At 74.0% G+C, this 14,701-nt stretch carries 14 protein-coding genes and 1 pseudogene; 13 read left to right on the plus strand and 2 right to left on the minus strand.

The features are described from left to right. Window position 1: 1 nt before the first annotated feature. The 7 genes and pseudogenes from ACZ3TI_RS29815 to ACZ3TI_RS29845 form a co-directional block, all read left to right on the plus strand. Window positions 2–226 carry an MbtH family protein gene (locus ACZ3TI_RS29815; RefSeq protein ID WP_465731582.1) on the plus strand — a complete coding sequence of 75 codons (225 nt, stop codon included), beginning with the start codon at window positions 2–4 and terminating at the stop codon, window positions 224–226. Window positions 227–235: 9 nt separating this feature from the next. After that, window positions 236–1,486 carry a cytochrome P450 gene (locus ACZ3TI_RS29820; RefSeq protein ID WP_465731584.1) on the plus strand — a complete coding sequence of 417 codons (1,251 nt, stop codon included), beginning with the start codon at window positions 236–238 and terminating at the stop codon, window positions 1,484–1,486. A 46-nt stretch (window positions 1,487–1,532) separates the two neighbouring features. Then, the gene (locus ACZ3TI_RS29825; RefSeq protein WP_465731586.1) at window positions 1,533–2,276 is read left to right on the plus strand and encodes an SRPBCC family protein; all 744 of its coding nucleotides are present in this window, start codon (window positions 1,533–1,535) and stop codon (window positions 2,274–2,276) included. 7 nt (window positions 2,277–2,283) lie between these two features. Beyond that, a complete protein-coding gene (locus tag ACZ3TI_RS29830; RefSeq protein ID WP_465731588.1) occupies window positions 2,284–2,487 on the plus strand; it encodes a hypothetical protein in 204 nt (67 codons plus the stop codon). Window positions 2,488–2,716: 229 nt separating this feature from the next. After that, entirely contained in the window at window positions 2,717–3,985 is a 1,269-nt protein-coding gene (locus ACZ3TI_RS29835; RefSeq protein ID WP_465731590.1) for an APC family permease, read from the plus strand. Between the two features lie 166 nt (window positions 3,986–4,151). Continuing rightward, window positions 4,152–5,237, plus strand: a complete 1,086-nt coding sequence (locus tag ACZ3TI_RS29840; RefSeq protein ID WP_465731592.1) for a zinc-dependent alcohol dehydrogenase family protein — start codon at window positions 4,152–4,154, stop codon at window positions 5,235–5,237. 173 nt (window positions 5,238–5,410) lie between these two features. Continuing rightward, window positions 5,411–5,629: pseudogene (locus ACZ3TI_RS29845) on the plus strand (tRNA (adenosine(37)-N6)-threonylcarbamoyltransferase complex transferase subunit TsaD); the annotation flags it as partial. Window positions 5,630–5,803: 174 nt separating this feature from the next. Here the strand turns inward: ACZ3TI_RS29845 and ACZ3TI_RS29850 are convergent. After that, window positions 5,804–6,805 carry a LacI family DNA-binding transcriptional regulator gene (locus ACZ3TI_RS29850; protein ID WP_465731594.1) on the minus strand — a complete coding sequence of 334 codons (1,002 nt, stop codon included), beginning with the start codon at window positions 6,803–6,805 and terminating at the stop codon, window positions 5,804–5,806. A gap of 224 nt (window positions 6,806–7,029) precedes the next feature. Here ACZ3TI_RS29850 and ACZ3TI_RS29855 point away from each other — a divergent pair, with 224 nt between their 5' ends. Next, entirely contained in the window at window positions 7,030–8,766 is a 1,737-nt protein-coding gene (locus ACZ3TI_RS29855) for an amidase (RefSeq protein WP_465731596.1), read from the plus strand. A 156-nt stretch (window positions 8,767–8,922) separates the two neighbouring features. Here ACZ3TI_RS29855 and ACZ3TI_RS29860 read toward each other — a convergent pair whose 3' ends face one another. After that, on the minus strand, window positions 8,923–9,882 hold the full coding sequence (locus ACZ3TI_RS29860) for a pirin family protein (protein WP_465731598.1): 960 nt from the start codon (window positions 9,880–9,882) through the stop codon (window positions 8,923–8,925). 135 nt (window positions 9,883–10,017) lie between these two features. Here ACZ3TI_RS29860 and ACZ3TI_RS29865 point away from each other — a divergent pair, with 135 nt between their 5' ends. From ACZ3TI_RS29865 to ACZ3TI_RS29885, 5 genes are all read left to right on the plus strand, one after another. Further along, window positions 10,018–10,506, plus strand: a complete 489-nt coding sequence (locus tag ACZ3TI_RS29865; RefSeq protein ID WP_465731600.1) for a carboxymuconolactone decarboxylase family protein — start codon at window positions 10,018–10,020, stop codon at window positions 10,504–10,506. Between the two features lie 163 nt (window positions 10,507–10,669). Further along, complete coding sequence (locus ACZ3TI_RS29870; protein WP_465731602.1) at window positions 10,670–11,938, plus strand: serine hydrolase domain-containing protein; 1,269 nt, start codon at window positions 10,670–10,672, stop codon at window positions 11,936–11,938. Between the two features lie 84 nt (window positions 11,939–12,022). Continuing rightward, complete coding sequence (locus tag ACZ3TI_RS29875; protein ID WP_465731604.1) at window positions 12,023–12,754, plus strand: leucine-rich repeat domain-containing protein; 732 nt, start codon at window positions 12,023–12,025, stop codon at window positions 12,752–12,754. A 259-nt stretch (window positions 12,755–13,013) separates the two neighbouring features. Then, window positions 13,014–14,279, plus strand: a complete 1,266-nt coding sequence (thrS, locus tag ACZ3TI_RS29880; RefSeq protein WP_465731710.1) for a threonine--tRNA ligase — start codon at window positions 13,014–13,016, stop codon at window positions 14,277–14,279. A gap of 161 nt (window positions 14,280–14,440) precedes the next feature. Continuing rightward, window positions 14,441–14,674 (plus strand): hypothetical protein, encoded by a 234-nt coding sequence (locus tag ACZ3TI_RS29885; RefSeq protein ID WP_465731606.1) that lies wholly within the window; start codon window positions 14,441–14,443, stop codon window positions 14,672–14,674. Window positions 14,675–14,701: the final 27 nt, after the last annotated feature.

Genomic DNA, 14,701 nt, shown 5'->3' on the forward strand with positions numbered 1-14,701 from the left:
CATGACCAACCCCTTCGACGACCAGGACGGCACCTTCCTCGTGCTCGTCAACGACGAGAACCAGCACTCGCTGTGGCCCCAGTTCGCGGACGTCCCCGAGGGCTGGACCGTCGTCCACGGCCCCGACACCCACGCCGACTGCCTGGAGTACGTCGAGCGGTCCTGGACCGACATGCGGCCCCAGAGCCTCGTCGACGCCATGGGCGCCACGGACGCCCAGCGGTAGCGGCTCGCAGTGAACCTGACCGACACCACGGACGAGGCCCGCCCCACGGCGGGCCCCGTCGGGCCGTCCGAGGACCTCGCCGCGTTGCTGAACACGCCCGAGGCCCGCCGGGACCCGTACCCGTTCTACGCCCGCATGCGGCGCGAGAGCCCGGTCCACCGCAGCGCCCAGGGCATCTGGTACCTCACCCGGTACGCCGACGTCGAGGCGGCGCTGAGCGACCTGCGGCTGTCCAACGACCGGGACCGGATGACCGCCGCCTTCGGCGGGCTGGGCGGCAACCTCAAGGCCCTCGGCCGCCTCACCGACCGGCTCGGCCGGGTGATGACCAACACCGACCCGCCGGACCACGCCCGCCTGCGCAAGCTGGCCAACCGGGCGTTCACCGCCCGGCGCGTCGAAGCCCTGCGCGGCGGCATCCAGCGGATCGTCGACCAGCTGATCGACCGGGCCGTCGAGGCCGGGCCGACCATGGACCTGATCGAGCAGGTCGCCTCCCCGCTGCCGCTGTCCGTCGTCTGCGAGCTGTTCGGCATTCCGCCCGAGGACCGCCCCCAGGTCAAGGCCTGGTTCCGCCGCTTCGGGCGGCTGACCGAGGACATCGACAAGACCGAGGCCGCGATCGACCAGTACGAGGAGTACCTCGCCCGCCTCGTCCGCCGCCGCCGGGCCGACCCGGGCGACGACCTGATCAGCGCCCTGGTCGCCACCCAGGCGCAGGACGACCGGCTCACCGACTCGGAACTGCTCTCGACCTGCTTCGTCCTCATCACCGCGGGCGACGAGACGACCACCCACCTGGTCGGCAACGGCACGCTCGCCCTGCTGCGCCACCCCGCCCAACTGGCCCGGCTGCGCGCGGACCCGGCGCTGATCCGCAGCGCCGTCGAGGAACTGTCCCGCTACGACACGCCGACCCAGGCGATCGTCCGGGTCGTCGCGGAGGACGTCGAGATCGGCGGGCGCACGCTGCGCGAGGGCGAACTGGTCTACCTGTTCCTCGCCGCGACCAACCGCGACCCCGAGCGCTTCGAGGACCCCGACCGGCTCGACCTGACCCGCCCCGGCAACCGGCACCTGAGCTTCGGCAACGGCCCGCACTTCTGCCTCGGCGGCCCGCTGGCCAAGCTCCAGGCCGAGGTGGCCGTGGGCACGCTGGTCCGCCGGCTCCCGGACCTGCGACTGGCCGACGGCGCGGCCCTCGAATGGCGGCCCAACCCGCTGCAGCGGCGGCTGAGCGAACTCCCGCTGACCTACTGACACCCGATCGACCGAACGACCGAACGACGACGAAGGAGAACCGACCATGGCCCGAGAGTTCGAGGTGCGCCGGGAGCAGGACCTGCCCGTCACCCCGGAACAGGTCTGGCACGCCGTCGCCACCGGCGCCGGCAACCTCGGCTGGCTGTACACCATGGAGATCGAGCCGCGCGTCGGCGGGAAGGTCACCCGTGGAGACGGCACCGTGAAGGTCTGGGAGCCGCCGAACCACTTCGCCATCCGGGTGGCCATGGACAACGGCTTCTCCAACACCCTCACCTACCTGATCGACCCGGTCGACGGCGCGACGAGCCACCTGCGGATGGGAATCCACTGGGTCCACGAGGGCGTCTGGGACGAGACCTGGGACGTCAAGGCGGACGCGGCCGAGAAGCACGTCGACTTCTACCAGCACGGCCTCGCCGAGTACCTGCGGCACTTCGCCGGCCGCCCCGCCGTCTACGTCAAGGCCCAGCGCCCCGAACCCACCGCCGACCCCGCCGAGTTCGCCGCGCTGCGCCGACGCCTCGGCCTCGCCGAGGACGCGGCCGTCGGCGACCGGATCACGCTCGACGTCCCCGGTCCGGACGGCGGCCCGGAAGAGGTGGTCGTGGACTGGCTGAACCCCGACTTCATCGGCCTGCGCGGCCCCGACGCGCTCTACCGGTTCTTCAACGGCAGCACCTGGAACTGGCCGATCTGGCTGGGCCACCACCTGTTCACCGAGGACGCCGACGAACAGCGGGCCACCAAGGCGTGGACCGCCTGGCTCAACGACACCCAAGCCTAGGACCCCGATGGAAACCTCCACCAGAACACTGCTCTTCGCCGCCGAACTCGTCGAGGAGAACGGCACCTACACCCTCCTCGTCGAGGACGTGCGGCGGGGCAGCGTCCAGACCACCCCGGTCCCCAAGGACATGGTCGACAAGCTCCCGACCTTCCTCTCGGCGCTCGCCGCCAAGCTCGACCCGGCGCCGTCGCGCCGCCGTCGCTGGTAGACCGCTCCGCTTCCACGGGGCCGGTGTCGTCCGGAAGCCACCGCTTCCACGACACCGGCCCCGCCACGTCCGGCGGCCGCCCCGGCGGGACCCGGTGCGATGGACCCCAGTCGCCGGACCAGCGGATCACCGCCGGGCCCCCCGACCTCTGATCGAGCTCGTTCAGACGATCGCATCCTCCGTCCAGTAGGGTGCGCCGACATCGGAACGCGTCGGGAGGCACAGATCCATGGATTCGTCGGGGCCGGCGGCCGGGCCGGGGGAGCTGCGGCGGCACCTGGGCCTGTTCGACGCGGTGGTGATCGGGCTGGGGTCGATGATCGGTGCGGGCGTCTTCGCCGCTCTTGCACCCGCAGCGGCGGCCGCCGGGTCCGGACTGCTGATCGGCTTGGCGCTGGCCGGCGTGGTGGCGTACTGCAACGCGACCTCCTCGGCCCGGCTCGCCGCCCGGTACCCGCAGTCCGGCGGCACCTACGTCTACGGCCGGGAGCGGCTCGGCGAGTTCTGGGGCTACCTGGCCGGGTGGGGCTTCGTCATCGGCAAGACCGCCTCCTGCGCGGCGATGGCGCTCACCGTCGGCTCGTACGTCCGGCCCGCCCAGGCGCACGCCGTCGCGGTCGCCGCGGTCGTGGCGCTGACCGCGGTGAACTACGTCGGTGTGCAGAAGGCCGCCTGGCTGACGCGGGCGATCGTCGCCGTCGTGCTGGCGGTGCTCGCCGCCGTCGTCACCGCCTGCCTGACCGGCGGCGACGCCGACACCGGCCGCTGGGCGGTCGGCGCGGACGCCGGGTTCCACGGGGTGCTGCAGGCCGCCGGCCTGCTGTTCTTCGCCTTCGCGGGGTACGCCCGGATCGCCACCCTCGGCGAGGAGGTCCGCGACCCGCAGCGCACCATCCCCCGCGCGATCCCGCTCGCGCTCGGCATCGCCCTGGTCGTCTACACCGCCGTCGCCCTCGGCGCCCTCGCCGCCCTCGGCCCCGACCGCCTCGCCCACTCCGCAGCGCCGCTGGCCGACGCCGTCCGGGCCGCCGGGATGCCCGGCCTCGTCCCGGTGGTGCGCGCCGGAGCGGCCGTCGCCGCCCTCGGCTCACTGCTCGCGCTGATCCTCGGGGTCTCCCGCACCACCCTGGCGATGGCCCGCGACCGGCACCTGCCGCATGCCCTGGCCGCCGTCCACCCCCGCTTCGGCGTGCCGCACCGCGCCGAACTGGCCGTCGGCGCGGTGGTCGCCGTCGTCGCGGCCGTCGGTGACGTGCGCGGCGCGATCGGCTTCTCCTCCCTCGGCGTGCTCGCCTACTACGCCGTCGCCAACGCCTCCGCCTGGACCCTCACCCCCGCCGAGGGCCGCCCCTCGAGGTTCGTCCCGGTGGTCGGCACGGTCGGCTGCCTCACCCTGGCCCTCGCCCTCCCGGCGTCCTCCGTCCTGTGGGGTGCGGTGGTGCTCGCCCTCGGCGCCGCCGCGTACGGCGTGCGCAAGGCGACGGCGCACCGCAGCTGACCGAGCGGCGGGGCAGCGCCGGTCCGGCTCGGTCACGCGCCCGCCCTCGGACGGCCTTCCGGGTCGCGGCCCACGCCGCCCGGATGACCGACGCGTGCCCACCCGTCAGACTCGACAGGGGCGGCTCCGACCCGACGGACCGAGCAACCACAGACGGGAGGCGGCGATGGACACGGCAGGAGCAGTGCCGGCCGACACCGGCGCCTGGGTGGTGGCCCACCCGGGCCCGGTCGACGGAACGCCCCGCGGGCCTCTGGAGTGGGAGCGGCGGCCGCTGTCCGGCCCCGAGCCGCACGAGATCCTGGTGGAGGTGGAGGCCTGCGGGGTGTGCCGCACGGACCTGCACCTCGCGGAGGGGGACCTCGCCCCCAGAACCGCCAGGTGCACCCCGGGGCACGAGGTGGTCGGGCGCGTGCGGGCGGTCGGTGCCGGGGTCGAGGAGTTCACGGTCGGGGACCGCGCCGGAATCGCCTGGCTGTCCCGGACCTGCGGCAGCTGCGCCTACTGCCGCAGCGGGCGGGAGAACCTCTGCCCCGGTTCGCGCTACACCGGCTGGGACCGGCACGGCGGCTACGCCGGGCACCTGACCGCCGACGCCCGCTTCGCCTACCGGCTGCCCGACGGCCCGCCCGCCGAGGAACTCGCCCCGCTGCTGTGCGCCGGGATCATCGGCTACCGGGCGCTGGAGCGTGCCGAACTGCCCGCGGGCGGACTGCTGGGCATCTACGGCTTCGGCGCGTCCGCGCACCTGACCGCTCAACTCGCCCTCGCCCGGGGCGCCCGGGTGGCGGTGTTCACCCGGGCGCCCGCGGCCCGACGACTGGCGCTGGACCTCGGCGCCGCCTTCGCCGGCGACTCGTACGACCCGCCGCCGCGCCCGCTGGACGCCGCCATCCTCTTCGCCCCGGTCGGTGAGCTGGTGCCCGTTGCCCTGGCGGCCCTGGACCGCGGCGGCACGCTGGCCGTCGCCGGCATCCACCTGAGCGACATCCCGGCACTCGACTACCAGCAGCACCTCTTCCAGGAACGCACCCTGCGCAGCGTCACCGCCAACACCCGCGCGGACGGGCTGGCCTACCTCGCGGAGGCGGCCCGGACCCGACCGGTCGTCCAGGTGACCCGCTACCCCCTGCGGCAGGCGGACGCGGCGCTCGCGGACCTCGCAGCGGACCGGGTCACCGGCGTCGCCGTCCTCGTCGCGGAACAGACGGCCGGCGAAGGTTCCGGGCGGGTCACCGAGCTTCTGCGCTGATCGCATGACGCTCTCCTGCGTCCGGATCCTTTTGCGGGTCCGGCGTCACGAAGCGCCGTATCCGTGACTCAGAGTGGTGCCCTGAAGCGGTCCGGCGTTCCCACCTGCGCCTTGGCGGGCTCCGCGTCACCCACAGGACGAGCGCGCACCCGGACCTGGCCGATCTGCAAAACCTCCGCGCCCTCACCGAGCAGCGCTGCGCAGCCGCCGGCATCACCCTGCGCGTCCCCGCGCTGCGGCTGTGCACCGACAACGGCGCCATGATCGCCGCCATCGGCGACCTGCTGGTGCGCGCCGGCGCCGAACCCGCCCCGATGAATCTCTCGATCGACCCTTCGGTGCCGCTGGAATTAGCGGCCCTCACCCCGCAGGACGCCGCGCGGGCCGCGTGACCGGCCGAGGCCCTCGCCCAACGCCTCACCCGTGCGCAGCAGATGGGCGCCCCCATTTGCGACTCCGAGGTGACGGGGGGCGCTGCCGGCCGCACGTTCAGACCGGCCGAGAGCGGGGGGCCCGACCTCCGCGGGACGGCTGCCGGGCGGCGTCCTGCCGCCCGCGAACCGGTATCAAGCCCGGTCGGCCGTGGACTCCCGCACCTTCAGCGCCCAGTCGTGACGCCGCACGGCTCCGGGCTCGGCTGCCCCGGCCAGCAGATCGCTGAGCAGGGCCGCGCACGCGCGCCCGTACTCCGACGGGCGCAGGTCGACCGCGGTGACCCGGGGGCTGGAACCGCGCGCCGCGGCTCCGTCGACACAGGCCGCCACCAGTAGGTCCGCCCCGACCTTCCGGCCCGCCCGTGCCGCTGCCGCCAGCACGCCGGTGACCGCACCGTCGGGGGCGCACACCACCGCGTCCGCACCCGAGGCCCCGCCGATCAGGTCGGCGGTGGCCGCCTCCGCCTCGCCCGGCGTGGCCGCGAACGGAACCGTCCGCACGGCCACCTCGACTCCCTCGCGCCGGCTCCAGGCACCGGCTGCCGCCCGAAGTGCGGCGGCCCAGTCGGAGCCGGGGCCGGGAACGAGCAGGGCCGGGCGCCGGGCGCCGCGCTCCGCCAGGTGGTCCAGCAGCGTGACCAGGGAGGCCGCGTTGTCGCACACCACGGCACCGCTGGGTGCGACGCCCCCTCCCAGGTAGCGTTCGCCGGTGACCACCGGGACGCCCGCGCCCAGCAGGTCGGGAACCTCAGGGTCGTCGACCTCCGGGTCGATCACCAGCAGGCCGTCCACCCGGGCGGCGAGCCCGCCGCCGGCAGCCGTTCCGGGGGCGAGCAGGACGAGGTCCAGCCCGTCCTCCCTGGCCCGCTCGACCGCACCGAACGCCAGGTTCATGTAGTAGTCCAGGCGGGTCGCCGTGCGCGGCAGGTGCAGTCCGATCGCGCCGGTGCCGGCACGACGCAGGCTGCGCGCCGCGGTGTTCGGCCGGTAGCCGAGCTTCCGGGCCACGTCCTGGACGCGCTCGCGGGTGGTCCCGGAGACCCGGCCGGAGCCGCCGAGCGCGTTGGAGGCGGTGCTCTTGGACACCCCGGCCGCCCGGGCCACGTCGATCAGGGTCACGGAGCGGCTGGTCACAGCCCGGAAGTCTAGACGCAGCTCCGGCTCGCTCTCTCCCTCCCGTTCGCACTCCCTTGCTGGAACGTTCCAGCAATGCATACGATGCGCCTGCTGGAACGTTCCAGCAGCACTGCCGACCCGACCCGGCCAGTGCGACCGGAAGCGTGGCCGCCGTGCACGGGCGATCGGCCCGACGCCAGGCAGTCCGCCCTGCCCGACCCGACCACCTGGGAGACACCCGCATGACGCGCGGATTCGATGTTGTGGAGACCGGTATCGCCGACCTTCGCGCGGCGCTGGAGAAGGGCGAGACCACCGCGGTCGAGCTGCTCGACGCCTACCTCGCGCGGATCGACGCCTACGACCGGCCCGGCACCGCCACCGCGCTCAACGCGATGGTCGTGATGAACCCGGACGCCCGCGCCGAGGCCGAGGCCTCCGACGCCCGCCGCGCGCGCGGCGAGACGCTCGGCCCGCTGGACGGCATCCCCTACACCGCGAAGGACAGCTACCTCGCGAAGGGGCTCACCGCCGCCGCCGGTTCGCCGGCCTTCGAGCACCTCGTCGCCCAGCGCGACGCCTTCGCGATCGAGCGGCTGCGTGCGGGCGGCGCCGTCCTCATCGGCCTCACCAACATGCCGCCGATGGCCAACGGCGGCATGCAGCGCGGCGTGTACGGCCGCGCTGAGAGCCCGTACAGTGCCGACTGGCTCACCAGCGCCTACGGCTCCGGCTCGTCCAACGGTTCGGGCACCGCGACGGCGGCGTCCTTCGGCGCGTTCGGCCTCGGCGAGGAGACCTGGTCCTCGGGCCGGGCACCGGCCTCCAACAACGCCCTGTGCGCCTACACCCCCAGCCGCGGCGTGATCTCGGTGCGCGGCAACTGGCCGCTCGTGCCGACCATGGACGTCGTGGTCCCGCACACCCGGACCATGGCCGACCTGCTCGAACTGCTCGACGTCGTCGTGGCCGACGACCCGGAGACCCGCGGCGACCTGTGGCGCGCCCAGCCCTGGGTGGCGCTGCCCGCCGCCTCCCAGGTCCGTCCCGCCTCCTACCCGGCCCTCGCGCCCGTCGACACGGTGGCGGCGCGCGCCACGCTCGCCGGCAAGCGCGTCGGCGTTCCCCGGATGTACATCAACGCCGACCCCGACGCCGGGACGAACCCCGAAGGCGGCATCGGCGGCCAGACCGGGCAGCGCGTCGACACCCGTCCCTCGGTGATCGACCTGTGGGAGGCCGCGCGCCGCGACCTGGAGGCAGCCGGTGCCGAGGTGGTCGAGGTCGACTTCCCCGTCGTGACGAACTACGAGGCCGACCGTCCCGGCGCGCCCTCCCTGTTCACCCGGGGGCTGGTCGGCCGCGACTTCCTCACCGTCGAGATCGAGGACCTGTCCGCCTGGGCGTGGGACGACTTCCTGCGCGCCAACGGCGATCCCGAGCTCACCACCCTGACCGAGGTCGACGGCGACCGCATCTGGCCCAAGCACGAAGGTGAACTCCCCGACCGCTACCCCGGGTTCGACGACTCGATCGGCGACTACCCGCGCTTCGTGCGCGAGCGCCCGTACGCGTCCTTCACCGACATGCCGCACCTCGAACAGGGGCTGCGCGGGCTCGAGGAGACCCGCCGGGTCGACCTGGAGGTGTGGATGGACGACCTCGGCCTGGACGCCGTGGTCTTCCCCACCTCGGCCGACGTCGCCCCGGCCGACATGGACGTCAACGAGGCCTCCGCCGACCTCGGCTGGCGCAACGGCGTCTGGGTCGCCAACGGCAACCTGGTGCCCCGTCACCTCGGCATCCCGACGGTGACCGTGCCCATGGGCACCATGGCCGACACCGGCATGCCCGTCGGCCTGACCTTCGCGGGCCGCGCCTACGACGACAACGCCCTGCTGACCCTCGCCGCGGCCTTCGAGGCGACGGGCAGCCGGCGGACGGAGCCGCCGCGTACGCCTCGACTCCCGGCGCAGTGACAAGGGCGGCGCGCGGCACCATCCTCCGTGGTGCCGCGCGCCGCCGTTGTGAGACGCCCGGGAGTCGACAACCACGGCCACCGTCAACCTCGTCCGCGTCACACTGAGGCAGGCTGTTTCACTGCCACAACGCTGAAGGCCGGCCGGGCGACCGGGTCAGCGCACTCGCCCGCGTGGCTTCAGCGGGATGGCGGGCAGCTCCGGGGCGGGCAGGCGGTCGCCCGGGTAGCCCTCGACGGCGCCGAAGCGGTCGGGGTTCGCGGAGCTCATCCACTCCTCGCGGGCTCGGGTGATGTCTTCCTGAGATCGCCCGATGAAGTTCCACCACATGACGATCTGCTCCTCGAAGGGCGTGCCGCCGAGCAGGATCGTCCGGGCGTCGGTGTCGCCGGTGTTGGTGAGGGTGATCGTGGTGGGGCCGGGGGCGAGGTAGCCGAGGTCGGCGGGGTGCAGGGGGGTGCCGGCGAAGCGGACCTCGCCGCGGTCCACCAGGAGGCCGTGTTCGAAGGCGGGGTCGACGGCGAGGGTGACGGTGGCGTGCGGGCGCAGGGTGAGTTCGGCGCCGAGCAGCGGGGTGAAGGTGGGGACGGGGGAGGTGTCGCCGGCGAGGGAGCCGAGGAAGACCCGGGCTTCGCCGCCGTCGAGGGCGACCGGGGCGGGAGCGTGGTGGTGGAAGTCGCGCCCGGTGTGCCGGTGCTCCTCGGGCAGGGCGACCCACAGCTGGACGCCGTGGAGGGTGGTGGTGGCCGGGGTCGAGACCTCGGAATGGGCGATGCCGTGGCCGGAGGTCATCAGGTTGACCTCGCCCGGTCGGACGTACGCGTGGACGCCGAGGCTGTCCCGGTGCTCGATCTCGCCGGTGAACAGCCAGCTGACCGTCTGCAGTCCGGTGTGCGGGTGCGGGGCGACGTCCATGCCGCCGGTGTGGGCGACGTCGTCGGGGCCGTAGTGGTCCACGAAGCACCAGGCGCCGATCAGGGTGCGGGAGCGCTGCGGCAGCGTCCGGCGTACGGTCATCGCGCGCGGTCCGCCGAGCGGGACGTCCCGCGGGGGCAGGACCTCCACGCGCGGGTCGGCGGCGTGCGGCTCGACGAGGTCGGTCTCGGCGGTGCTCACGGTCGGGGTCCCTCCCAGGTGCCGGGCGGTTCCGGAGCCGAGCCGTGGCCGGTTCCGGATCCCAGATAGTTCTAGATTCAACTATCATGCCATGGCAGAGTGGCGGATGACAGTGATCAAGCCTAAGGAGTTCAGGTGAGTGACGTGACGGCGGTCCCTGCGGACCGGCGGGTGTTCATCGACAGGCAGAGCCCCCAGGCGTACAAGGCACTGGTCGCGACCGCCGAGGCGACGCGCGCGGTGGCCGCCGAGGCCGGGCTGGACCGCCGACTGGTGGAGCTCGTCAACCTGCGGGTCTCGCAGATCAACGGGTGCGCCTACTGCCTGGACGTGCACACCAGGGCCGCGCTGCGCGAGGGCGAGACGACGCAGCGGCTGGGCGTCCTTGCCGCGTGGCGCGACACCGAGGTGTTCGACGCCCGGGAGCGCGCCGCGCTCGCACTGGCCGAGGCGACCACCGACCCGGCGGACGCCGCCGCGCAGGAGGCCGCGTACGGCGCGGCGCGCGCGGCGCTGAGCGAGGCGGAGATCTCGGCGGTGGTGTGGGTGGCGATCGCCATCAACGCCTTCAACCGGGTCTCCATCATGAGCAAGCACCCGGTCCGCCCGGCCCGGGCGAAGTAGTCGATCACAGCCCGTCGGGGAGGGCCTCCCCCTTTCGGCGTAGGCCCTCCTTTGAAGGGTGGACACCCGCTCCTCCTGGCGGTGGATGACCGGTCGTCGGGCGGCGGCGAGGCTGGAGGCCGAGGGCGAGGGGGTGCTCGCCGCGGGGCGAAGGTGGGGACGCATGGCGCAGGGCAGGGGACGTACGGCGCTCGGCGGGGCGGGCGCGATGTCGGGCGGGGCGCGCGCGGCGCGGCGGACGGTCTCCGCGCTGGTGGCGACGGTCTGTCTGGCGCTGGTCGCGCCGGTCGCCTCGGCGGGGGCCGTCGAGCAGGACGGTGGGGCGACCGGCGGGCAGCGGGAGGTCGCCGACCGCCGGGCGGCGGCGCTGCGGGCGGTCACCGGGGCGGGCGCGGTCTCGGCGATCGCGGAGGTCAAGGACCGCCACGGCGTCTGGCGCGCGGGATCGGGCGTCTCCGACCTGGCCACCGGCGCGCCGGTCCGTGCGGACGGGCGGTTCCGGGCCGGCAGCGTCACCAAGATGTTCACCGCCACCACCGTGCTCCAGCTGGTGGGGGAGGGCCGGATCGCCCTGGACGACCCGGTGGAGCGCCACCTACCGGGCCTGGTCCCGAACGGAGCCGACATCACGGTGCGCGAACTGCTCAACCACAGCTCCGGCCTCTGGGACCCGACCAACGAGAAGGGCGGGCTCTTCCCCGACCCGACCGACCCGGCGGCGATCCGGAACTGGCTGGACCAGGGCGGGCTCACCCGGACGATCACCCCGGCACAGGTGGTCGCGGCCTCCGTCGCGCACGCGCCCAGCTTCGATCCGGGCGCCAGGTTCGGCTACTCCAACGTCAACTACACCCTGCTCGGCATGATCATCGAGCGGGTCACCGGGCACGGATACGCGCAGGAGATCACCGCGCGCATCCTGCGCCCGCTCGGGCTCGACGGCACGTACTTCCCGGGGACGGCGACCGGCATCCGCGGCCCGCACGCGCACGGCTACTGGACGGTCGCCGACGGCCCCGGCCCGGCGGACCGCAGCGACCGGGACGTGACCGTGGCGAGCGTCTCCTGGGCGAACTCCGCGGGCGAGCTGATCTCCACCCTGAGCGACCTGGACCGCTTCGAGCAGGCGCTCACCGGTGGGCGGCTGCTCCCGCCGCACCTGATGAAGGAGATGACCACGACGATCCCGATCGAGGTCGACGGGCAGCCCACCGGCCTGAGCTACGGGCTGGGGCTGGCCCAGTGGCAGCTGTCCTGCGGGGTGATCCAGGGGCACGACGGCGGGGTGCCCGGCTACAGCACGCAGCTGTGGAACTCGGGGGACCGGCAGGTCGCGATGTCCGTCACCACGCGCGGTGACGCCACGCAGATCCAGGCACAGGTGGTGGCGGAGGTCGGCTTCCTGGAACAGGCCTTCTGTGGAGGCCGGTGATCCGGGCCGGCCGACGCTGCTGCGCGCGGTAGTCTGCCGGTTCCCCCTGCCCGGCGCCGTGCCGCAGACCCGAGGAGTGCAGCCGTGACCGACGCGACCCTGAACCTCTGGCGGCAGCCGCTCGGCGAGGTGCCGGCCGCGGTGTGGGAGCGCACCGACCTGACGGTGCTCATCCTCGCCGAGACCGGAATCGCCGAACTCCCCCCGGAGATCGGACGGTTGACCAGGCTGCGCACCCTCGATCTCGGGCACAACAAGCTCGCCGAGGTGCCCGCCGAACTCGGCGACCTCACCGGGCTCGGCGACTTCCTCTACCTGCACGACAACGCGCTGACCGCCCTGCCGGAGGCCCTCGGGCGGCTCACCGCGCTGCGGTACCTCAACGTCGGCGAGAACCGGCTCACCGAACTCCCCGCCGCCATCGGCGAGATGGCCGGCCTGGTCGAGCTCCGCGCGCAGCACAACCGGATCGGCGCACTGCCCGTGGAGCTCGGCAAGCTCCGGTCGCTGCGCGAACTCTGGCTCCGCGGCAACGAGTTGACCGCACTTCCGGACTCGGTGGCAGGGCTGGCGGAGCTGCGCGAGCTGGAGCTCAGGGAGAACGCCCTCGCCGAGGTCCCGGCCGCGCTCGCCGGGCTCCCGCTGTTGCGCCGACTCGACCTGCGCGGCAACCGGATCACCGAACTGCCGCACTGGCTGGGCGAATCGGAGGCCTTGCCCGCGCTGGAGAAGCTGGACCTGCGGTGGAACGACGTCCGGCCGTCGGAGCGGATGCTGGCCGCGCTCGGTGCGCGCGGGTGCGTCGTCCTGTACTGAGACCCGTGCCGGCGCCGTCAGCCTGTCGGGGCTGCCGGAAAAGATCTTGCGCTCGTCGGCGGACCTGCTACGGTTGATCACATGAAGCGCGCTGCACTCGTCACGACGACGCCGGAGAGAGTCCCGGCGCGCTGACTGCTGACCTAGTCCGAAGCCCCGGGGCGAGTGCCCCGGGGCTTCGTCGTCTCCGGCTCCACTCGCCCGCAACCCCCGAGTGGAGACCGTCACCGTGAACGACCGCCCCGTGAACGACCGCCCCGTGAACGACCTTTCCGCGCACGACCGCGACCTTTCCGCGCACGACCACCGCAAGCTCGGCCGCGAACTCGACCTCTTCGACACCGACCCGCTGATGGGCTCCGGCCTGCCGTACTGGCTGCCCGGTGGCGCAGCCATCCGGCACACCCTGGAGGAGTTCATCCGCGGCCGCGAGCGCCGGGCCGGCTACCGCCACGTCTACTCCCCGGTGCTCGGCAAGCGGGAGCTGTACGAGATCTCCGGCCACTGGGCGCACTACCGCGAGGACATGTTCCCGCCCATGGAGCTGGGCTCGGAGGAAGTGGTGCTGCGACCCAGCCTCTGTCCGCACCACGCGCTGATCTTCCGCTCCCGCTCCCACAGCTACCGGGAACTGCCGCTGCGGATGGCTGAGTTGGGCGGCATGTACCGCTCCGAGCTGTCCGGCGTGCTGGGCGGGCTGACCAGGGTGCGGGCGATCCAGCTGAACGACGCCCATGTGTTCTGCACCCCCGAGCAGGCCGCCGACGAGGCCGTCGCCGCACTGGAGTTGATCCGCGACGCGCACCGGGCGCTCGGCGTGGTGCCGATCCGCTACCGCCTCTCGCTGCCCGGCGCGGGCGGCAAGTACGTTGCGGATCCGGCGCTTTGGGAGCGGGCGACCGCACTGCTCACCGATGTGCTGGAGCGCTCCGGGGTGCCGTTCGAGGCGGCGGAGGGCGAGGCCGCGTTCTACGGGCCCAAGATCGACGTGCAGATCGCCGACGGTGCCGGGCGCGAATTCACCCTCTCCACCGTCCAGATCGACTTCCACCAGCCCGAGCGGTTCAACCTGCACTACATCGGCCCGGACGGCGCCAAGCACCGTCCGGTGATGGTCCACCGCAGCGTGATCGGCAGCGTCGAGCGCGTGGTCGCCCACCTGATCGAGCTGTACGGCGGCGCGTTCCCGGCCTGGCTCGCGCCCGTCCAGGTCGTGCTGCTGCCGATCTCCGACGCCGAACTGCCGCAGGCCGAGCGGCTCCGGCAGCGCTGCCTGGACCTCGGGCTGCGCGCCGAGGTCGCCGGGCCCGAGCACGGCAGCCTCGGCGCCCGGATCCGGGAGGCCCGGCTGGTGCCGTACCAGGCCGTTATCGGCGCCAAGGAGGCGGTGGACGACCGGGTCGCGCTGCGCCTGCGGGACGGCCGCCGGCTGGAGCCGCTGTCGGCGGAGGAGGCGTGGGCGCGGATCGGCGCGCTGGTGGCCGGGTGCAGCGCCGACCTGTGGGGGGACGGCGCCGAGGGGTGAGCGGGCCGCCGCGCACGCGGCGGTCCTCGGGCCGGGGCATACGTACGACTAGTGCGGTGCGCGGTGTGTCGGCCGGGCCGTGGGCGGGAGCCGCCCGTCGAATGGGCGCGGCGGCCGAGTCCACGGCCGCCGCCGTCCCCACCCCGCACCGGAGGTACCCCATGCGCGTCCCGCGCAGTCTCCTGGCCCCCGCGCTCGCCGGCTGTCTCGCCCTGGCCGGGGCGGTCGCCGCCGCCCCGGCCGGCTCGATCCGGCCCCGCCCGCTGCCGGTACCCGACGTCCAGTACTGCGCTGCCGTGCTCGGACACGTCCCCGGCGCGGACGCGGCCTCACCGGTCTTCGGTCGGGCCTGCTCGCCGGCCTCCCACGCCGACGCGCTCGCCCACCACAGCTGACGGCCCGGCCCGACGGCCGCCGGCTGC

It is taken from the genome of Kitasatospora sp. NPDC023120 (assembly GCF_055560835.1).